This is a genomic window from Cnuibacter physcomitrellae, from assembly GCF_014640535.1.
Lineage (GTDB): Bacteria > Actinomycetota > Actinomycetes > Actinomycetales > Microbacteriaceae > Cnuibacter > Cnuibacter physcomitrellae.
This window is the reverse complement of record NZ_BMHD01000001.1, coordinates 3,101,708-3,122,288: the sequence shown is the minus strand read 5'-3', so window position 1 is coordinate 3,122,288 and position 20,581 is coordinate 3,101,708. Positions and strand designations below refer to the sequence as shown.

The following is a 20,581-nucleotide window of genomic DNA, read 5'->3' as shown; positions in this document are numbered from 1 at the left end:
CGGACGAGGGGCGGATCGTGAAGGACATCGTGATCGTGGGCGGCGGGTACGCCGGTTTCTACACGGCGTGGAAGCTCGAGAAGGCGCTGCGGCGCGGTGAGGCCAGGGTCACCGTCATCGATCCCCGCCCGGCGATGACCTACCAGCCGTTCCTGCCCGAGGTGGCGGCCGGGTCGGTGGAGGCGCGTCACGTCGTGATCTCGTTCCGACGGCATCTGCGGCGCACCCGTCTGATCTCCGGAGCCGTGACGCGCATCGACCACGCCGACCGGCGGGTGACCGTGGTCGCGCAAGACGGTGAGCCGTTCGACGTGCCGTACGACATCGTGGTGGTGACAGCGGGTGCGGTGACGAGGACGTTCCCCATCCCCGGGCTGCTGGAGGAGGCGATCGGCATGAAGCAGGTCGAGGAGGCCGTGGCAATTCGCGACCACATCCTCACCGCCTTCGACCGGGCCTCGGTACTCCCCGAGGGCCCTGAGCGGCGGAAGCTGCTGACGGTCACCTTCGTCGGCGGCGGCTTCTCCGGCGTCGAGGGCTTCGGCGAGACGCTGTCACTCGCCCACGCCCTGCTGGGCTACTACCCGGAGCTCAGCGAGGACGACGTCTCCTTCCACCTCGTCGAGGCGACCCACCGCATCCTGCCCGAGGTGGGCGAAGCCGCCGGACGATGGGTCGTCGATCACCTGCGCTCACGCGGCGGTCACGTGCACCTGGATGCTCAGCTGCAGTCGGCCGTCGACGGCCACGTCGTGCTGTCCACCGGCGAGGAATACGACTCGGGACTGATCGTCTGGGTGGCCGGAAACGCCGCGAACCCCGTCGTGACCAGCCACACCGATCTGCCGCTGAGCCCTCGCGGCTACCTGCGGGTGCGCGCCGACCTGCGGGTGGAGGGCGACGACGGCATCATTCCGGACGCCTGGGCGGCCGGCGACGACGCCGCGGTTCCGGACCTGACCTCCTCGGCGCCCGGCGCTCTGACGGTGCCGAACGCGCAGCACGCCGTGCGGCAGGGCAAGCGCCTGGCGAAGAACCTCGTCGCGGTGCTGCGAGGCGGGGAGCCCGAAGACTACGTGCACCACACCCTCGGTGTCGTCGCCACGCTGGGTCTCGGGCGGGGCATCTTCCAGTACAAGAGGATCGTGATCAGAGGCTTCGCCGGGTGGGTGATGCATCGCGGATACCACGTGCTCGCGGTGCCGACGTGGGAGCGCAAGATCCGGGTGCTGCTGATCTGGTTGAGCGCGCTCCTCGGCGGCCGCGACATCGCCTCACTCGGGTCGCTCACCGAGCCGCGGCGGGCGTTCGTGACCGGCGGGGTGGTGGATGCGCCGACCGGAGGCGGCGCTCGGTCGGCGGGCGAGGCCGACTTCGGGCATGCTGAGGTCGGGGAGGCGAGGTGACGGATGGTCGACAGCGTGCGTGACGACCGCGGGGTGCCCGTGGCAGTGCTCGACGAGCGGCGCCGCCTGCTCGCGATCGGGTATCGGATGCTCGGCACCCTCGCCGACGCCGAGGACGCGGTGCAGGAGACCTACGTGCGCTGGTACCGCATGACCGATGCCGAGCGCGAGGCCATCCAGAACCCGCAGGGCTGGCTGACCCGCGTGATGAGTCGCGTCTGTCTGGACGCCCTGGGCTCCGCCCGCGCCCGCCGCGAACGATATGTAGGTCCCTGGCTCCCCGAACCCGTGCCCGCCGACCTGTTCGCCGGAACCGCGACCATCTCGTCGGGGCCTGGTCCCGAGGACCCTCTCGACCGCATCACCCTCGACGACGAGGTCAGCACCGCGCTGCTGATCGTGATGGAGAGCATGACGCCGGCCGAGCGCGTCGCCTTCGTGCTGCACGACGTGTTCGCGGTGCCCTTCGACGAGATCGCGGCGATCGTGGGGCGCTCGCCCGCCGCGGTGCGGCAGCTCGCCACCTCGGCGCGGCGGCGCGTGCGCGAACACGGTGCCCACCCCCGCAGCACCCGTGAGCACGACGACGTCGCCCTCGCTTTCGCCGCCGCCTGCGCCGGCGGCGACCTCGCCGGTCTGATGGCGCTTCTCGATCCGTCGGTCACGCTGCGATCCGACGGCGGCGGCGTCGTGAGCGCCGCCCGCCGGCCCGTGCTCGGCGTCTCGAACGTGGCGAGGTTCCTGCTCGGGCTCTTCCGCAAGAGCCCGAGCTTCATGCTCGAGCAGCACCGCACCGGCGACGGCATCGCCTTCACCGCCCTCGATGGCGGCGAGGTGCGCGCGGTGGTCAACGTCAACGTGCACGGCGGGCGCGTCACCGACGTGTGGCTGCAAGTCAACCCGCAGAAGCTGAGCGCCTGGCTCCCGTCGCACTGACCTCACACCCGGCGGCCTTGCGTCGTCATCCCTGTGACCGGCACGAACCGGCAAGGGAAGGGACAGTGATGGAGATCCTCATCGTCGGCGGCAACGGACACGTCGGAAGCCGCCTCGGCGCGAGACTGCGGGAGCTCGGGCACACCGTGCGGATCGGCTCACGGCAGAACGGTGTCGACGCCGTCACCGGGGAGGGCCTCGGGGAGGCGATGGCGGGCGCGGATGTCGTCGTGGACGTGCTCAACACGGCCGAGATGGATGCCGCGGCCGCGACGGCATTCTTCCAGGGCACCACCGAGCGGATGCTCGCGGCCGAGCAGTCGACGGGCGTCGGACACCACGTACTGCTGTCGATCGTGGGGGTCGACCGCGCCCGGGCGAACGGGTACTACGCCGGCAAGGTGGCCCAGGAGAACGCCGTCCGCGATGCGGACGTGTCCTTCTCGATCGTGCGCGCCACCCAGTTCCACGACTTCGTGCCCACCATCGCCGACTGGCTCACGGTCGACGGGTCGGTGCACGCTCCGGGGATGCTGCTGCAGCCCGTGGCCGTCGAGGACGTCGTCGACCTCCTCGCCGAGGTCGCCACGAGCGCGCCCCTTAACGACGTCGTCGCGATCGCCGGCGCTGAGCGCTACCGACTCGATGACCTTCTGCGCGCCACCCTCGCCGCCCGCGCCGACACGCGCGAGGTCGTCACCGTGGAGGGAACCGCGCTCGGCGCCGACTCCGCCGACTCGCTCGTGCCACTCGGCGCCCACCGCACCGGCTCCCACCCCTATCCAGTCGCCGTGCCGGCGGTGGCCCAGTGACGTCGACGACGCCGGCGACCGCCGACCGCGCCACCAGCGACCGCATCGGCCGCCTCCAGCTCGCCGCTCTCATCGGAACGATCGCGATCGCCGCCGTGGTCGGGGTGTGGGCGTACGTGCTGCCTCGTGAGTTCTACGACCACTTCCCCTCCTTCCTCGGCGAGTGGATCTCGCAGGACGGCCCCTACAACGAGCACCTCATCCGTGATCACGGAGCGCAGTACCTGGCGCTCGGAGCGGCGAGCGTGACCGCCCTCATCTGGCGATCGCAGGTGGTCTACCGGGTGCTCGGCATCGCCTGGGCCACCTTCGGCGTGCTGCATTTCGGCTACCACGTCACCCACCTCGACCACATGACGCCGGCAGATGGCACCGCCCAGGTGATCGTGCTCGCCGTCGCCGCGCTACTCGGACTAGGGATCGCCATCCCGCCCCGGCGCACCGGACCGACACCCTCGAAAGGAACACACCCATGAGAATCGCCGTCGCCGGAGGAACCGGAACGGTGGGTCGCCACGTCGTCGACGCGGCCCGGCGGCGGGGCCATGAAGTGACCACCCTGTCCCGGGCGACCGGAACCGACCTCACCACCGGAACCGGACTCGTCGAAGCGCTGCGCGGGACGGACGCCGTGATCGATGCCACCTCGATCTCGACCCAATCGGCCAAGGCCTCCGAGACGTTCTTCAGAACCGTCACCTCCCACCTGCTCGAGGCGGAACGGTCGGCCGGTGTCGACCATCACCTTGCGCTGTCGATCGTGGGCAGCGACCGGGCGCCCTTCGGCTACTACGCGGGCAAGGCGGCGCAGGAACGGCTGGTTTCGGCCGGCGGCACGCCCTGGACGATCCTCCGCGCGACCCAGTTCCACGAGTTCGCCGCGCAGATCTACCGGCAGATCGCATTCGGCCCGATCTCCCTCGTGCCGAAGATGATCTCCCAGCCGGTCGCCGCCCGCGGCGTCGGCCTGCGCCTCGTCGAGCTCGCCGAACACGGCCCATCCGGTCACGCTCCCGATCTCGCCGGCCCGGAGGTGCTGCGGATGGGCGACATGGTGCGCGACTACGCCCGGGCGACCGGCGACACGGGGCCCATCTGGGAGGTCCCCCTGCCCGGAGGATTCGGCAGGGCCCTCCGCGACGGCACCCTCCTCGCCGGCCCCGGAGCCACGCTCGGCACCCAGACCTTCGGCGACTGGATCGCAGACATCACCACCCGGAAGGACACCGCATGACCACCTCCACCCTCCCCACCACACCGCTCGGCGACGGCCTGACCGTCTCGGCCATCGGGCTCGGTGCCATGGGCATGAGCGCCTACTACGGTTCCAGCGACGAGCGCGAGTCGATCGCCACCCTGCGCCACGCCGTCGACACCGGGGTGACCTTCATCGACACCGCCGAGGCCTACGGGCCGTTCGAGAACGAGAAGCTCATCGCACGGGCACTCGGCGATCGTCGCGACGAGGTCGTCCTGGCCACCAAGGCGTCGGCGGAGACCGACGACGACGGCGCGATCCACGGCCGCAACGGCACCCCGGCCTACATCCGCAGGGCCGCCGAGCGATCACTCCGTCACCTCGGCACCGACGTGATCGACCTCTACTACCTGCACCGCGTCGACCCGCAGGTGCCGATCGAGGAGAGCGTCGGCGCGATGGCCGAGCTCGTCGCCGAAGGGAAGGTGCGGCACATCGGGCTGTCGGAGGCCTCGGCCGCGACCATCCGTCGGGCGCACGCCGTGCATCCGCTCGCCGCCGTGCAGTCGGAGTTCTCGCTCTTCGCGCGCGACGTGCTGCACAACGACGAGAAAGCCACCGTCGATGAGCTCGGCATCGGCTTCGTTGCGTTCTCACCACTCGGACGGGGATTCCTCACCGGTGACATCCGCTCGGTCACCGACCTCGACCCCGACGACGCTCGACTCGGTCTCCCCCGGTTCCAGCCCGACGCGATCGCCGCCAACCTCGCCCTGGTCGACCGTGTCCACACGATCGCCGCCGAGAAGGGCGTGACCAGCGCGCAGATCGCCCTCGCCTGGCTCATCGCCCAGGGCGTGGTGCCCATCCCCGGCACCCGCCGACGCAGCCGCCTCGACGAGAACACCGCGGCCACGCGCATCCGGCTCGACGCCGTTGAGCTCGCCCGGTTGACGGCGGCCCTACCCGACGACGAGATCGTCGGCACCCGCGACTACGTGCATCACGAGGTGGGCATCGACCGCTGACCCGGACGATGCGCCTCGACAACAACTGCCAGGCGCCTAGCGCCCTCATTTCTTTCCCTCAACTCTCACTCTCCGTGTGAGCCGGATTCGATCGGGAGGATCTGCACGAACTATCCGCGACCGCGACGCAAAATCAGTCCACTCCCCCGTTGGCGGTGCAGTACGGCACGCACGACTGATAGTCACCGTTATGTCCAGAACGGGAAGATCACGCTCCGATACGTCGCGACATCATCGCCGTAGACCCACCTGGCTCGCGGTGCGAGTCGCGCCCGCCGAAGACGTCTCCCTAGCTGCCGCACAATGCAGTGAGACGGCACGGGCCGCGGAGGCGCCCAGGCTCAGCCGGCGCGGCAGTCGACGCCGTTCGGCGGCACGGGCCAGAAGACGTCGAGCGGGGTCAGCTCGTACCAGAGCCGCTGCGGCTCGCAGAGCTCCCGCGAGGTGACGTCGCTGGCGAAGACGAACTGCGCGGCCCCACTGGGCTCGGGGACGAACACGCCGTTGCCGCTCTGGAGCAGGATGAAGCCGACCTGCGGGTCCTCGCCCTTGAGGGTGACCAGCTCGAGGGGCGCGAAGCGGATGGGCGAGGTGAGGATGTTGAGCCCAAACAGGGCGATGAAGCCGATGATCGCCGCGAAGGCGAGTCGGGTCACCGACTTCCCCGCCGGTTCGCGGATGGCGTCGACGCGCTCGTTCCACCGCTGCGCGATGTCGGCGAGGGGCGTGGGCTCCGGCAACGGCTCGAGCGCTGCCTCGGCCCGCGTCCGCTCCGGGCCCGGCGGCGAGAAGCCCCTCAGCAGGGCCCGGCCCTCCGCCCAGAGCGAGCGGAGCACGACGTCGCGAGGCGGGACGGAGGGCAGGAGCACGGACGGCAGCGAGTCGGCGGTGAGCGGGGTGGGAGGCCGACGGCGCCCGCGGAGGACGACCACGCCGATGGCGGCGAAGACGACGGCGAGACCGACGAGGAGCAGCCACGACGCGGTATGGAACAGCACGGCGCCGAGCATCAGGATGACGGCGCCGCCGATGACCCTGGTCCAGACGTCGTAGTCGCGATCGAAGACGAGCGGCATCGCCGCGACCATCACGCCGAGCATGATGAAGACCGCGAGGTTCAACAGCACGACCACCAGGAGGCCGCCGAACGTGAGGTTCTGCGCGACTGCCACCGCCAGCCCCACGTCTCCGCGCACCTGCACGAAGAGGTTGATCGTGATGACGAACGCGCCCACCAGGGGCAGCCGGGTGAAGGCGTGCTTGACGAACGTCGAGCGCACGGCCGCGTGGGCCTGCGCCTCCGCGGCGAGATCTCGGGCTGGCGCGACGGCGGCGTCACGCGTCGCTCTCGCCTGTCGTCGGGCCGGGTCCGTCATGAGCGGGAAGCGGTGTCGGTCGCGGTCGCGAGGAAGTCCAGCGTGGCGGTGAGGGCCTGCTGAGCCTCGGGCAGGTCGAGATGGAACTGGTACTCGTGCGGCAGCGCCGGCTGGTGGGGCTCGGGCCAGAACAGGTCGGTGACGCTGACCCCCTCCGCCCTCAGGCGCTGCGCCATCGGCACGGATTGGAGCCACGTCAGGCCGTCGCCGTTCCCGCCGCTGATGTAGGTGGTCGGGAAGTCGGCTGTGACGAAGTCGATGGTCGACATCGTCGCGCCGGCGTACGTGGACGACCAGTCCTTCGTGCCGGTGTAGGCCCACAGGGCCGACTTGAAGCCCCAGGCGACGATGCCGGTGAGGTCGGCCATCCGGCGCAGGTCGTACACGCCGCAGTTCAGGATCACGCCCGCGAGCTGCTCGGGCCGCAGGCTCGGCTGGAGACCCAGCAGGTCTGCGTACTCGGGGTTCGTCACCAGCGCGGCCAGCTGGCTCGCGAGCTGCGCGCCCGCGGAGTCGCCGGCGAGGACGATCCGCTGCGGGTCCACTCGCAGCTCCTCCGCGTGGTCGACGATGTAGCCGAGCGCCGTGTCCAGCTGGGTGACGGCCGTCGGGTAGGTCGCCTCCGGGCCGACGGTGTAGTCGAGGCCGATGGTCGTGTAGCCGTGCGAGGCGAGGATCTTCAGGTAGGGCTCGACGTTGCCCCGCTCCCCCGAGATCCAGGCTCCGCCGTGGATCCACACTACGGCGGGCAGCGGTCCGTCCTGGTCCGTCGAGGAGAAGGCGGAGAGCGTGGTGTCCGCGGCGGCCCCGCCGTGCACGGCGTCGGCGTCGGCGTAGGAGAAGACCCCGAGCGACTCCACGCCCGTGGCCGGCACGTACGGCGTCATCTCGGCGACGGTCTCCGCGCCGCCCTTCTCGAAGACGGAGCGGATGAGGAGGGCCGAGGGCCACGGCGTCGCCCTGACGAGCACGACGAAGGCCAGCCCGACCGTGGCGCTGAGCAGGGTCCACCGCGTCACCGCGCGACGACGACGTTCGCTCATGCTTGACCGTATCCGACTCCGCGAGCCGAGGGAAGCGGGTCCGATCCGCCCGTCTCCGGATCGAAATGTCAGTCGTTAATGAGACGATTCCGGAGATGTCTGAAGAATCCGTCGTCCCCTACCGCTCCAAGGAGCTCCTCGAGGAGTGGGTCAGGGAGTTCCGAAGCCAGGGTCATGCGATCGCGGGCGAGCTGAACGTCGCCCTGCAGGACGGCTCCGACGGCGGCGACACGGGTCTCGTCATCGTCCACCTGCAGAACGAGTTCGCCGACATCTACATGCAGCCCGTCGGGCTCGACAATCCGCTCTGGGAGGCGACCCTGACGGCTCGCCGCGAAGACCTGGTCCTGACGCCCTATCAGCTGGCGGGACTCGCGGCCGAGATCGTCGTCGCCGGCAACCTGTGCACGTTCCTGCAGTTCAAGTCGCTCGACTGGGATCGGGCCTCGGGCACGCACCTCCGCCGCTGACCCGTCGTCGTCGCTCAGCTCGCGGGAGCGGTGAGCGCGCGCAGCTCCGCGTCGAGCGACGCCACGAGCTCCGGCGGAGGTGACACGGCGGCGAGCTCCGCCCGCAGCGTCCGACCCGGCACCCAGCGCACGAACTCGTCGAACTCACGGCCGAGCTCCGGATCGGCGCCGGCGAGCCGTCGCGAGACGAGAGCGCACACCCCCGGTCGGTCGGCGAGATCGGCGAGGTCGGCGTCGACCCCGAGGGCAGGAGCCTGCGTCGACGAGCGCGGTTCGTCGACGACCCACTCGTGCCGCCCTGAGCCGGCCTCGAACGCCGGCCGGTCCGGCAGCTCGACCGAGGCGGTCACGCCCGCGGGCAGCTCCGCGACCACCGTGACCGATCCCCCGGACCGGCGCCAGCTCACCGCCGCACGGCCGTACGGGGTCTCCTGGTGCACCCGGGCGTGATCGAGAGCGCTGACGAGCCAGGGCCGGATGCGCACACGGCGATAGCCGGGCGCGGCCGGGGCGAGACCCCCCACGCGCCGGTGCAGCACGTCGGCCACCGAGCCCAGTGCGTAGTGGTTGAACGACGTCATCCCCGAGGGGTTGATCGAGCCGTCCGGCAGCATCGAGTCCCAGCGCTCCCACATCGTGGTCGCGCCCATCGTCACGGGGTAGAGCCAGGAAGGACACGCGTCCTGCAGCAGGAGCTGCTCCGCGGCCGCGGATCGGCCGCTGTCGAGGAGGGCGTCGAGCACGACCGGGGTCCCGAGGAACCCGGTCGCCATCCGGTACCCCCGAGCCCGGAGGAGGAAGGCGAGCCGTTCGCCGAGGCGCCGCACGGTCGGTTCGTCGTCGACGAGCCCGAACGCGAGGGTGAGCGCGTAGGCGGTCGGCGCATCCGACATCAGCCGTCCGGCCGGCGTGAGGTACGCGTGCCGGAAGGCCTGCCGCACCTCCTCCGCGAGCGCCGCGTACCCGCCCTGCGCCGCCACGAGATCCTCGCGGTCGCGCTCCCCCGCGCCGCCGGGCTCCGCCTCGGCGACCGCCCGGTACGCGTCGGCGAGGAGCCTGGTCGAGCGGTAGAGGTAGGCGGTCGCCACCAGTCCGGGGTCCGCCGCCGCCTTGTCGGGTCTGGATGCGGTGGGGTCGAGCCAGTCGCCGTACTGGAATCCCGTCTCCCACAGCCGCGACGGTCCCGCCTCGCGGTGGGCCCGATCGACCCACGCCCTCATGCTCGGCAAACACCGTCTGAGCAGCGCGACATCGCCGTATCTCTCGTGGAGGACCGTCGGCACGACCGTGGCGGCGTCGCCCCATCCCGCGGCCGCCACGTCGCTGAGCTCGCCGAGCACGTCCGGGATGATCGTGGGGACGAGTCCGGCACGGTCGCCCTGCTCGAGAGCCAGGTCGTCGAGCCAGGAGGCGAGGAAGGCGTCGACGCCGAACAGGGACGCGGCGGCGGGCGCGAAGACCTGGGCGTCTCCCGTCCATCCCATCCGCTCGTCCCGTTGCGGGCAGTCGGTGGGCAGGCCCACCGCGTTGCCGCGCAGGCTCCACACGACGTTGTCGTGCAACCGCTCGAGACGGTGATCGGAGCAGCCGAAGCCGCCCGTGCGGTCGAGGTCGGTGTGGAGGACGACGGCCCTGAAGGCCTCGGGGCGGAGCTCTCCCGGCCATCCGCTCACCTCGACGTACCGGAAGCCGTGGAAGGTGAACTCGGGCTCCATCACCTCCGGGCCTCGACCGGCGAGGGTGAAGCGATCGATCGACTCCGCCGCCCGCAGCGCGCGCACGCACAGCTCGCCCTGCTCGAGGACCTCGGCATGGCGGAGGGTGACGGTCGCCCCTCGCTGGCCCTCGACGGTGAAGCGGACCCGCCCGACGAGGTTCTGCCCGAAGTCGAGCACCGTCGCTCCGGAGGGCGTCGTGAGCACCGCCAGGGGCGGGCGCTCCTCGATCCGCCGGACAGGCTCGACGTCGAGGGCCTCGACCGCGAGGGAAGGCGGCAGCGGGACCACCGCGACGGGCTCCCACACTCCGTCGTCGAATCCCGGCGCGTCCCAGCCCTCCTGGTGTCGACGGGCGTCGCGGGTCTCGCCCGCGTAGAGGCCGCTGCTCTCCAGCTCGACCACGGAGGAGGCGCGCCAGCGCTCGTCGCTCCGGACGGTCTCCACACGACCGTCGGAGTGCTCGAGCCGGAGCTCGATCGACACCGCCGGCTGGTCGCCGTAGACCCGTCGGGCCGAGGAACCGAATCCGTATCGCTCGGTGAACCATCCGCCCGCCACGCGCACCGTGAGAGCCTGCCGACGACCGGGGCGGAGCAGCGCGGACACATCGGTGCTCTCCAGAGCCAGCCGATGGCGGTAGGAGGTCCAGCCGGGCTTCAGCACATGGTCGTCGACGTCGACGCCGTCGATCGCGACCTGGTAGACGCCGTGGGCGGTCGCGTCGAGCGTCGCCGCGACGACGGTCGGCTCGACGTCGAACTCACGACGCAGGTAGACCGGCTGGGCGGGCCGGTCCGGATGCGCGAGACCGATCGACGGGGCGGTCCACGGCTCCGTGCGGCGCACGACCGAGAAGGTCACCGGCGCGCTCCAGTCGGACGCGCTGCCGTCGGCCCCGACGACCTGGAGCTCCAGCGTGTGGACGCGTCGCCCCTGGAGGGGCTCGAACGGCCAGGCCACGAGCACGCACCCCTCACCCTCGAGCTCCGCGATGCGCTCGCCGTCGAGTCGGAGACGCGCCGCCGACTGCACCCAGCCGGGTTCCGCGTCGACCGTCCAGGACACGGGCGGCCGAGCGTCCGCGGTCACCGGCCGGTCTCGTCGCCGTCCGACGCGCAGCGTCGAGATCGTCACTGTGCTCATGGTGCGGTCCTCCTCCGTCGTGATGCAGGACGATGCCGGCCCGGGGGGGTCCGGGCCGGCATCGGGTGGGGCGTGCGTCCGCTCAGCCGGCGGTCCGGCGCGGCCTCAGGATCGCGCCCGCGCCCACCGCGAGCAGGAGCACCGCAGCGCCCAGGAGCCAGGCCGCGTCGGCCGCTCCGGTCGACGCCAGCGCACCGCTCCCCGCGGCGGCCGCGGCTGCACCGCCGGCACCGCCTGCGCCGCTCGAGCCTGCACCCGAGCCGCCCGTCCCCGGGGTCCCGGCGCCGGGCTCGCCCGTGCCGGGCTCGGGGGCGACCGGTGCCGCGAGCAGACGGAGGGCGTGGAACTGCGCCGAGTCCTTCTCCGCCGCGATCCCGCCACCCCAGCTGATGTAACCCGCGCGGCCCGCGCCGTCGGCCTCGTTCACGAGCATCGAGCTGCTCACCAGTGCGGTGTCGGGGCGGATGCCGCCGAGGCGGCTCCACGGGACCGCGACCTCGTACACGGTCCGACCGGCAGCGTCGTCGCGGGTGATCGCGACCTGCGACCCCGTCACGGTGCCGGACCCCTCCCCGACCGAGAGCCAGCGGTAGAGCTGCGGCCCGGAGGCGGTCAGCGCCACCCCGATCTCGTTCCACGCCGAGGCCTCCCCGGGCGCGCCGGCCGCCACGGTGAACTGGATCGAGTCGCCCTGCCAGATCGTGCTGCCCGCTGAGGGCTGGTCGTGCACGTCGTCGGCGATGTCGGCGCTGAGGTACAGGTTGTCGTCGTCCCACGTGTACCAGACAGTGCCCGAGAGGTCGGCCGGGCCGGTCGACCCGACGGTCTCGTCGGTGCCCTGCGTCGCGAGATCGATCGACGGCACGCCGTCGAGGTCGTCGAGCACGCCGTCGACGTCGATGCTCTTGTACGCCACGGGCGACGCGCCCGCCACGTCGAGCGGCGAGACGGTGCCGGATGCGGTGAGCACGCGGCCGTCGACGGTCGCGGAGGCCGACCAGGCGGTGGGCTCGGTCAGCGCATCGAGGAGGACGTCGGACTCGACGGTGGACGCGGCGGGCAGCGCCGCGTCCGTCGTCAGCGTGCCCGAATCGCCGCCCAGCGTGTACGAGAGGTCGTCGACGCTCGTCGCCTCGGCACCGGCGTTCGACACCCGCAGGCGCAGCACCGACCGTCCGTCCTCATCGATGGCGTGCTCGCCCGTGAGGCCGAGCGCCTCCGACGCGGTGGTCGACGCACGGAGCGTGCCGAGGAAGACGTCCCCCTGCGTCAGCTGCGCCGACACGCTGTACGCGCCTGTCGCGGTCGGCGCCGGCAGCGTGAAGTCGGACGTCGCCGTGGTGCCCGCCGCCACGGTCTGGGTGACCCGGGTGCCGTCGGTGAAGGCCAGCGCGAACTCGGCCGCGCTGCCGCCGGTGGTGTTGTCCATCGTCCAGTGCGCCGAGACGGGCTGACCGACGAACGCGGGATCGAGCGCCAGCGAGGTGGCCGAGGGCGTGGCCGCCGAGATCGCACCGGAGACGTAGACCGGGGCGTCGCCCAGCGCGAGCGTCAGGGTCGTGCCGGTGCCCGCATCCATGGTGTGGGCCGCGCCGTACGCATCCGTCACCGTCACCATGCCGGTCGCCTGGACCTGGACGGTCTGCGGGCTGACCGCCCACAGGGCGCGGAGCGGTCCGGTCGGCGTGTTGTAGCCGATGTTCCACACGTCGGCGATGCTCGTGTCGCGGTCGGCGAAGGTGGCACCGCTCAGCTGATGCGCGGCCGTGGAGTAGGCGACGTAACTCGGCTTCGGGGTGAAGGCGCCGAGCGGATCGTCCTGACTGTGCACCAGCCCGAAGTTCTGCTCGGTCTCGGTCGCGTCGGTGCCGTCGTTGACGAAGTCGTACACGTAGTACTTCGCGACCCCGTTCATGGCGGCGATCAGCGCCGACTTCGCGATGTTCGCGGCCTGCGACCCCTCGCTCACCGCGCGGGCGTCGGTGCCGGTGGGCCAGCCGTGCTCGGTGATGTAGATCGGCTTGGACTGGCCGTTGTTGTACTCCTTCACCAGGGCGTCCACCTGCTCGAGGCGGGCGTCCAGGGCCTCGGCGCCGGCGGGGTAGCTGTAGGGGTGCAGGACGATGCCGTCCACGTACTGCAGAGCGCCCAGCTTGAAGGCGTCCTCGAGCCAGGAGGTGTTGAGGTCGGCCACCGCCGGGCCGATGACGGGCAGGTTCGGGGCAGCGGCCTTGATCGCCGGAGCGGCCGACTTCAGCAGGTTCACGTAGTCCGCCGCCGAGGTGTTGGTGTTGCCGCCGAGGCCCAGATCCCACTCGTTCCAGACCTCGATGCCGGTCGCGACGTCCGCGAACTCCGACGCCATCGACGCCGCGTAGGCGGAGTAGGCCGCCACGGCCTCAGGGCTCTTCGGGCCGTTGCCGGCGTCGTAGAGCGGGTTGCCGTATCCGGCCAGCAGCAGCGGCTTCACACCCTGCTGCTCGGCCCGGTCCAGGAACTCGCTGCGCGGGCGGCTCCAGTCGTAGACGCCGGGCTGGGTCTCGACCTCGTTCCAGTAGACCTCGTCGCGCAGCTGCGGGAAGCCCCCGTCGGCGAGCAGCGGCATGCTGTCGGTGCTCCAGCTCTGGCCGTAGTGCGTGGCCGCGGCGAAGCGTCCGTCCTGATCGACGGCGGCCGGATCGGCGACCCGGGCGAACGTGGTCTCCGCGTGGCCGACGGAGGCGCCCTCACGGGTGGCGTCGACCGAGAGGGAGTACCACCCGAGGTCGAGGCCGTCGAGCGTCAGCGTGCCGGTCGGGGCGGTCACGGCCTGCGTCCCGGAGGCGACGGGAGCGCCGGAGGCGTCGGCGACGCTCCACCGCAGCTCATCCGCCTCAGTGGAGTACGGGAACGCCGTCGGGTCGCCGGGGGTGAACACGTTGCCGACGGTGCTCTGGCCGAGGGTCAGCGACGAGGGAGCGTCGGCGGAGTGCGCGACGATGTCGTCGACCAGGAGCGAGGCCGTGGACACCGACGTGTCCGCCCGGGCGAACGCGTTGAGGACGAAGCCCAGCTGCGTGGCCGGGCCGTGCCAGACGCCGTCGGCCGCTCCGCCCCACGCCCCGTGAGAGGGGTCGTCGGTGGGCGAGGCCAGGGTGACCTGCTGCCACTGATCCGTCGCGGCGAGCGGCAGGAACGTCTGGTGGGTCTGGCCCGTGCTGTCGACGAGCTGCACGCCGAGGCTCGACGCGTTCTGGGCCTTCACCCAGAAGGTGAGCGAGTCGACGGCCACCGAGGGCAGCGCGCGGTAGGCCATCACCCAGCCGTTGTCCGTCACCGTCGCGGTGTCGAGGTCGAGGGCCAGGGAGGCGGATCCGGAGTGCGCCTCGGTCGAGACGGCGGCGGGCACGCCCGTGCCCGCCGAGCCGTCGAAGCTGACGCCCGACCAGCCGTCGACGGACTCGACGCCGAGGCTCGTCTCGGCTGCGCTCGCGGCGGTCGCGGGGACGAGCAGGGCCGCGCCGGCCAGGAGGACGGCCGTGAGAGCGGCGAGCGGCCGCCGGGATCGGCGGGGGGCGGGTGGGGTTCGACCTGGCACCTGGATACTCCTCATCGAGTGGGCTAGACAGGAAAATCGGTTTCCTAACCGCGCCCATTGTCTGCACATGCCAGAGAGGGTGTCAAACGGTTCTTTCTGAACCAGGGGCGCGAATCAGCGTAGAGTTGGGGCAATCTCACCGATCCGGCTTTGACGCCGAGGGGGATCGATGGTAGACATCGATCAGGGAAAGCGATTTTCTTTCCCCAGCACCAGTCCCCCACAGAACCACTCCCTAGGAGTTTCAATGACGAAACGCATCCGCTCCGCTGCGGCGCTGCTCGCGCTCGGCGGCATCGCCGCGGCCACCCTCGTCGGCTGCTCGTCGGACAACTCGTCCGGCAGCACGGACGGCAAGGTCACCATCCAGATCGGCGACCGTCCCAGCGCAGACCGGCCCGAGGACCAGAAGTACTTCGACGAGCGCGTCGCCGCCTTCGAGGAGGCGAACCCGAACATCGACCTCGACCCCGTCGAGACCGGGTACGACGCGACGACCTTCCAGGCGCTCGCCGCCGGAGGCAGCCTCCCCGACGTGATGAGCGTCCCGCTCACCGAGCCGCAGGGCCTGATCAAGCGCGGCCAGGCCGCCGACATCACCGAGGCACTGAAGTCCGAGGGCATCTACGACTCGCTGAACCCGACCGTCCGGAAGCTCACCGAGGACTCCTCGGGCAACGTCTACGCGATCCCGACGAACGCCTACTCCTTCGGCCTCGTCTACAACCGCGACCTGTTCACCAAGGCCGGGCTCGACCCCGACAACCCGCCGAAGACCTGGGACGAGGTGCGCGAGGCGGCCAAGGCCATCAAGGCCGCGACCGGCGCCGCGGGCTTCTCCGTGCTCAGCACCAACAACACCGGCGGATGGCAGTTCACCGGCATCACGTACTCCTACGGCGGCACCGTCGAGAACGAGGACGGCTCGAAGGCCACCTTCGACGACACCCCCTCGAAGGATGCGCTGAAGACCATCCAGGAGATGCGCTGGCAGGACGGCACGCTCCCCGAGAACGCCCTCTACGACGTCCAGTCGCAGGCCCAGGACTTCGCCGCCGGCAAGATCGGCATGGTCATCGGCGCCTCCGACTACTACTACACCGCGGTGCAGAACCTGAAGCTGCCGGCGGAGTCGTTCGGCATCGGCGGCATGCCGCAGAACGACGGCACGAACGGCACGCTGAGCGGTGGCACGGTGCAGATCGTCAACCCGAACGCGACCGACGCCGAGAAGGACGCGGCCGTGAAGTGGGTCGACTTCTTCTACCTCGAGCGCTACCTCGACCAGGACACCGCGGTGTCCGACGCGAAGGCCTCCAACGAGGCGGGCTCGGTGACCGGCCTCCCCGGTCTGCCCGTGGTGAACTCCGACGAGTACGACCAGTACTTCGACTGGATCAAGGACTACATCAACGTCCCGACCTCCAACTTCACCCCCTACCGCGAGGCGTCGACCGACATCCCGGTCATCCCCGAGCCGGTGAACAACGCACAGGAGGTCTACGGCGCTCTCGACACCGTGGTCCAGACCGTGCTCACCGACCAGAACGCCGACGTCTCGGGTCTGCTCAGCCAGGCCCAGACCGACGTGCAGTCGCGCCTCGGTCGCTGACTCGCACCGGGGAGGCGGGCCACGTGGTGGGGCCCGCCTCCCTCCTTCCCTTCCACCGCGAGAGGAGCGACAGATGAGCGAGCAGGCGCGTCTCAGCCGCAGCGCAGTCCGTCCCGCGAACCGGGCCTCGGGTCTCACCCGACGATGGCGACGGGCCCGGCCGGGCCTCGTGGCCCTGGGCATCGCGTTGCCCGCCATCCTCGTCTACCTCTACTTCTCGTGGGGTCCCATCGTCAGCTCGCTCATCATGAGCTGGCAGAACCCGGTGCCCGGCGGCACGGCCGAGTGGGTGGGCTGGGACAACTTCGTCTACGTGCTCACCGACCCGGGTCTCCCGCAAGCGGCCCTCAACACCGTCTACTACACGGTGCTGGCCGTGCTCTTCGGCTTCCCGGTGCCCCTCGCGCTCGCCGTCTTCATCTCCGAGCTCAAGAAGCGCGCGTGGTACTTCAGCGGCCTGGCGTACCTGCCGGTCGTGGTGCCTCCGGTGGTCGCCATCCTGCTCTGGAAGTTCTTCTACGAGCCGAGCGACGACGGCGTCTTCAACTCGATCCTCGGCCTCGTGGGCATCGGCCCCCTGCCGTGGCTCAACTCCACGGCCATGGCGATGCCCTCCATCGTGCTCGAGACGACGTGGGCCGGGGCCGGATCCGCGGTCATCATCTACATCGCCGCCCTCACCAGCGTGCCCAGCGAGCTGTACGAGGCCGCGGAGCTCGACGGAGCCGGCATCTGGAAGCGCGTCTGGCACGTCACCCTGCCGCAGATGCGCGGCATCATCGGCACGATGCTCCTGCTGCAGGTGATCGGCACGATGCAGATCTTCACCGAGCCCTTCCTCTTCACCGGAGGCGGCCCGCAGAACGCGACGAAGACCCTGCTGATGTCGGTGTACGACTACGCCTTCATCCGGGTCGACTACGGCGCCGCGACCGCGCTCAGCGTGCTGCTCGCCGTGGTGCTCGCCTTCTTCTCCGTCGCCTACCTCCTCCTCACCCGCCGTTGGAGCCGCTCATGACCACCGCCGAACGCCTCCGTCCCCGGTGGCTGCGCCGCGAGCGCGAGATCGAGCCGGAGACCCGCACCAACATCTCGAGCGCCGACCGCTCCAGGCCCGTCGTCCGCATCTGGATGGGCGTGGGCCAGATCGTCGTGCTGGTGCTGCTCCTGGTCGCCGGACTCGGTCCGCTCATCTGGCTGGCCCTTGCCGCCGTCTCACCCACCCAGGACCTCATCCAGGGACCGTTCTCGTTCTTCAGCAGCGGCACCGTGCAGTGGGAGAACCTCGGGATCGCGTGGGAGCGCGGCCGGATCGGGCACTACCTCCTGAACACCGCGGCGCTCGCCCTCGGCTCGATGGTGGCGACGCTCTTCATCTCGACCACGGCCGCGTTCGTCATCACCGTGCTGCGGCCGCGCTGGGGCGGACTGCTGTCGGGGGCGATCCTCGCGACGCTGTTCATCCCGGGCATCGTCTCGCTCGTGCCGCTGTACCTCACGGTGCGCGACATGCCGGTGCTGAACATCTCGCTGGTGAACACGTTCTGGGCGGTCTGGCTGCCCGCCGCCGCCACCGCGTTCAACGTGCTCATCATCTCGCGGTTCCTCGAGTCGATCCCCGCCGAGCTCTACGAGGCCGCGCGCATCGACGGGGCCGGAGCCCTGCGCATCCTGTGGAGCATCGTGCTGCCGCTGGCGCGGCCGATCCTCGGCGTGGTCGGGCTGCTCACGATCGTGGCGTCCTGGAAGGACTACCTCTGGCCGCTGCTGGTGCTGCCGAACCCCGACAACCAGCCGGTGTCGGTCGCGCTCCCGAGGCTCGCCGATCAGACCGAGCTGAGCGTGCAGATGGCCGCCCTCTTCCTCTCCCTCCTCGTGCCCGTGGTGCTGTTCCTGATCTTCCAGCGTCAGTTCCTCCGCGGTGCGAGCATGTCGGGCGGGGTGAAGGGATGACGCGCGTCCTCGTCACCGGAGCGGACGGCCAGATCGGCCGCGCCGTCACCTCGCGCCTCCTCGCGGAGGGCTACGAGGTCACCGCGCTCTCGCTCGGCTATACCGCCGATCACCCCGCGGACCGGGTGCTCACCGGCGACGCCACGTCGGTGGCCGACGTGGCCCGTGCCCTCCAGGGGGCGGACGCGCTGGCCCACTTCGCCGCCATCCCGCATCCGAGCCTGGGCACGCCCTACGAGGTGTTCCGGGTCAACACCGACTCGACCTTCAACGTGCTGAGCCAGGCCGGCGAGCTCGGGATCCGCCGGGCGGTGATCGCGAGCAGCATCAACGCGATCGGCTATCCGAACAACCCCCACGACGTGATGCCGCCCCGGTTCCCGCTCGACGAGTCGACCGTGCCGGACATCGCCGACGCCTACTCGCTGTCCAAGCTCGCCGACGAGCGCACCGCCCTGTTCGCCCACCGCCGGTGGGGGATCGACGTGGTCGCCCTCCGCTTCCCCCTCGTGAAGTGGCCCCACGTCCTCGAGGAGGTACGCGACGAGGTGGCCGACGATCCGGCGCAGATGGTGCGCGAGGGCTGGTCGTACCTCACGATGGCGGATGCGGCCCGCGCGGTGCAGTGCTCGCTCGAGTCGTCCGCGCCCGGCGCCCAGGTGATCGCCCTGAGCGCCCGCGACATCCTGCTCGACGGCCTCAGCACCGAGCTCCTCGCCCGGTACGCCCCGGGCGTGCCCCTCACCGCGCCGGTGCGAGGCAACGGCACCCTCGTCGACACCCGCCGCGCGCGGGTGCTGCTGGGGTTCGAGGCGGAGGAGTCCATCCACGACGGCTCGGCCACCCCCGAGCCCGCACGCAGAGGAGAACAGCGTGTCTGACGCCTCCGTCCCCGTCGTCACCCGGCTCGTCGAGGCGGAGCCGCTGCCCGCGACGTTCGGGCAGCCCTGGGAGCCGCGCGACGACGTCCGCATCACCGACGTGCGCGCCATCGTCACCGCACCCGAGGGCATCCCCCTCGTCGTCATCAAGGTCGAGACCAGCGACGACGGACTCTACGGCCTCGGCTGCGCCACCTTCACCCAGCGCTGGCAGGCGGTCGTCGCCTACCTCGAGCACGTGCGGCGACTGGTGATCGGGCGCTACCCCGGCGACATCGAGGACATCCTCCGCATGGTGCGCTTCACCGCGTACTGGCGCGAGGGCCCGGTGGGCAACAACGTGCTCTCCGGACTCGACCTGGCCCTCTGGGACATCGCGGGCAAGCGCGCCGGGATGCCCGTCTACGAGCTGCTCGGGGGGCGCGTCCGCGCCGCCGCCGACGTGTACCTCCACGCCGAGGGTCCCACCCCCGAGGCGACCGCCGACCACGCCCGCGAGCTGATGGATGCGGGGCTGCGGCACATCCGCATCCAGACCGGGCAGCCGGGGATCGGGCACTACGGCGCCCCGCCGAGCGCCGACCGGTACACCTGGGCGAAGACCCCGACGGGATGGCGGGTCGAGGAGTACCTCCGCCGCACCCCGGCGCTCTTCGCCCGGATGCGCGAGCTGCTCGGCGATGACGTCGAGCTGCTCCACGACGTGCACTCGCGGCTCACCCCGAAGACCGCGGTGATGCTCGCCCGGTCGCTCGAGGAGTTCCGTCCGTTCTTCCTCGAGGACGTCCTGGCGCCCGAGTTCTGGGACCGACTGCCCGAGGTGCGCGCCGCCTCCCCCGTGCCGATCGCCGTCGGCGAGCTCGCGACGAGCGCGGTCGAAGCTGCGCGCCTCGTCCGGTCGCACGCGGTCGACTTCCTCCGCTGCCACATCTCGGACGTGGGCGGGCTCAGCGCCGCCCGTCGCCTCGCGGTGCTCGCCGAGCTCGAGGGCGTGAGGACCGCGTGGCACTCGCCGGGCGACGCCTCCCCGTTCGCGGTGGCCGCCGCGGTCGCCCTCGACGTGTCGAGCCCGGCCTTCGGCATCCAGGAGGGCCACGTCTACGACGAGGCCGCCCACGAGGTCTTCCCCGGCATGATCGACATCGTCGACGGCTGGCTCACCCCGAACGACGCCCCCGGCTGGGGCATCGACCTCGACGAGGCCGCCGCCGCCCGCTTCCCCGCCACCTTCTCGGGCCACGACGCCTGGGCCGCCGGCGTCCGCGCCCCCGACGGCGCCCTCCTCGCCCCGTAGCCTCTCCCCGCGCTCGCGCTGCCCGCCGCGCTCGCGCTGCCCGCGCCCGCGCTGCCCGCCGACTGGCGAGATCCCGCCCCTCCGCGGGCGCTCCGGGGGCGGAATGTCGCCGTTCGACGCAGGGTCGCGCCTAC

16 protein-coding genes are annotated in these 20,581 nt (G+C 71.3%); 12 read left to right on the top strand and 4 right to left on the bottom strand.

All coding sequences use genetic code 11. The annotated features are described in order from the left end of the window. Positions 1-17 precede the first annotated feature (17 nt). The 6 genes from IEX69_RS14675 (at position 18) to IEX69_RS14650 (ending at position 5,380) form a co-directional block, all read left to right on the top strand. Entirely contained in the window at positions 18-1,406 is a 1,389-nt protein-coding gene (locus IEX69_RS14675; RefSeq protein ID WP_085018143.1) for an NAD(P)/FAD-dependent oxidoreductase, read from the top strand. Between the two features lie 3 nt (positions 1,407-1,409). Beyond that, on the top strand, positions 1,410-2,342 hold the full coding sequence (sigJ, locus tag IEX69_RS14670) for an RNA polymerase sigma factor SigJ (protein WP_085018141.1): 933 nt from the start codon (positions 1,410-1,412) through the stop codon (positions 2,340-2,342). A 68-nt stretch (positions 2,343-2,410) separates the two neighbouring features. After that, on the top strand, positions 2,411-3,154 hold the full coding sequence (locus IEX69_RS14665) for an SDR family oxidoreductase (RefSeq protein WP_085018139.1): 744 nt from the start codon (positions 2,411-2,413) through the stop codon (positions 3,152-3,154). Next, complete coding sequence (locus IEX69_RS14660; RefSeq protein WP_229756372.1) at positions 3,151-3,630, top strand: hypothetical protein; 480 nt, start codon at positions 3,151-3,153, stop codon at positions 3,628-3,630. The genes IEX69_RS14665 and IEX69_RS14660 overlap by 4 nt, the downstream gene beginning before the upstream one ends. Further along, the gene (locus tag IEX69_RS14655) at positions 3,627-4,388 is read left to right on the top strand and encodes an SDR family oxidoreductase (RefSeq protein ID WP_085018137.1); all 762 of its coding nucleotides are present in this window, start codon (positions 3,627-3,629) and stop codon (positions 4,386-4,388) included. The genes IEX69_RS14660 and IEX69_RS14655 overlap by 4 nt, the downstream gene beginning before the upstream one ends. Beyond that, positions 4,385-5,380: an aldo/keto reductase gene (locus tag IEX69_RS14650; protein ID WP_085018136.1), complete on the top strand. Its 996-nt coding sequence runs from the start codon at positions 4,385-4,387 to the stop codon at positions 5,378-5,380. The genes IEX69_RS14655 and IEX69_RS14650 overlap by 4 nt, the downstream gene beginning before the upstream one ends. Before the next feature lie 341 nt (positions 5,381-5,721). Here the strand turns inward: IEX69_RS14650 and IEX69_RS14645 are convergent, their stop codons facing one another. Together IEX69_RS14645 and IEX69_RS14640 are read right to left on the bottom strand one after the other, a co-directional pair. Then, positions 5,722-6,756, bottom strand: a complete 1,035-nt coding sequence (locus tag IEX69_RS14645; RefSeq protein WP_085018134.1) for a hypothetical protein — start codon at positions 6,754-6,756, stop codon at positions 5,722-5,724. Further along, positions 6,753-7,799 carry an alpha/beta hydrolase gene (locus tag IEX69_RS14640; protein ID WP_085018133.1) on the bottom strand — a complete coding sequence of 349 codons (1,047 nt, stop codon included), beginning with the start codon at positions 7,797-7,799 and terminating at the stop codon, positions 6,753-6,755. Before IEX69_RS14640 ends, IEX69_RS14645 begins: the two co-directional genes overlap by 4 nt. A gap of 95 nt (positions 7,800-7,894) precedes the next feature. Here IEX69_RS14640 and IEX69_RS14635 point away from each other — a divergent pair, with 95 nt between their 5' ends. Next, complete coding sequence (locus IEX69_RS14635) at positions 7,895-8,269, top strand: hypothetical protein (protein WP_085018131.1); 375 nt, start codon at positions 7,895-7,897, stop codon at positions 8,267-8,269. A 14-nt stretch (positions 8,270-8,283) separates the two neighbouring features. Here the strand turns inward: IEX69_RS14635 and IEX69_RS14630 are convergent, their stop codons facing one another. Together IEX69_RS14630 and IEX69_RS14625 are read right to left on the bottom strand one after the other, a co-directional pair. Next, a complete protein-coding gene (locus IEX69_RS14630; RefSeq protein WP_085018130.1) occupies positions 8,284-11,130 on the bottom strand; it encodes an alpha-L-rhamnosidase in 2,847 nt (948 codons plus the stop codon). Positions 11,131-11,212: 82 nt separating this feature from the next. Further along, positions 11,213-14,707 (bottom strand): sugar-binding protein, encoded by a 3,495-nt coding sequence (locus tag IEX69_RS14625; RefSeq protein WP_174604384.1) that lies wholly within the window; start codon positions 14,705-14,707, stop codon positions 11,213-11,215. Positions 14,708-14,954: 247 nt separating this feature from the next. Between IEX69_RS14625 and IEX69_RS14620 the strand changes: the two genes are divergently transcribed. From IEX69_RS14620 to IEX69_RS14600, 5 genes are all read left to right on the top strand, one after another. After that, positions 14,955-16,319, top strand: a complete 1,365-nt coding sequence (locus tag IEX69_RS14620) for an extracellular solute-binding protein (protein WP_162818343.1) — start codon at positions 14,955-14,957, stop codon at positions 16,317-16,319. A gap of 73 nt (positions 16,320-16,392) precedes the next feature. After that, a complete protein-coding gene (locus IEX69_RS14615) occupies positions 16,393-17,337 on the top strand; it encodes a carbohydrate ABC transporter permease (protein WP_085018124.1) in 945 nt (314 codons plus the stop codon). Further along, positions 17,334-18,272, top strand: a complete 939-nt coding sequence (locus IEX69_RS14610; RefSeq protein ID WP_085018123.1) for a carbohydrate ABC transporter permease — start codon at positions 17,334-17,336, stop codon at positions 18,270-18,272. Before IEX69_RS14615 ends, IEX69_RS14610 begins: the two co-directional genes overlap by 4 nt. Next, positions 18,269-19,153, top strand: coding sequence for an NAD-dependent epimerase/dehydratase family protein (locus IEX69_RS14605; RefSeq protein WP_085018121.1), 885 nt, complete (start codon positions 18,269-18,271; stop codon positions 19,151-19,153). Before IEX69_RS14610 ends, IEX69_RS14605 begins: the two co-directional genes overlap by 4 nt. Then, complete coding sequence (locus IEX69_RS14600; protein ID WP_229756371.1) at positions 19,146-20,447, top strand: enolase C-terminal domain-like protein; 1,302 nt, start codon at positions 19,146-19,148, stop codon at positions 20,445-20,447. The genes IEX69_RS14605 and IEX69_RS14600 overlap by 8 nt, the downstream gene beginning before the upstream one ends. Positions 20,448-20,581 lie beyond the last annotated feature (134 nt).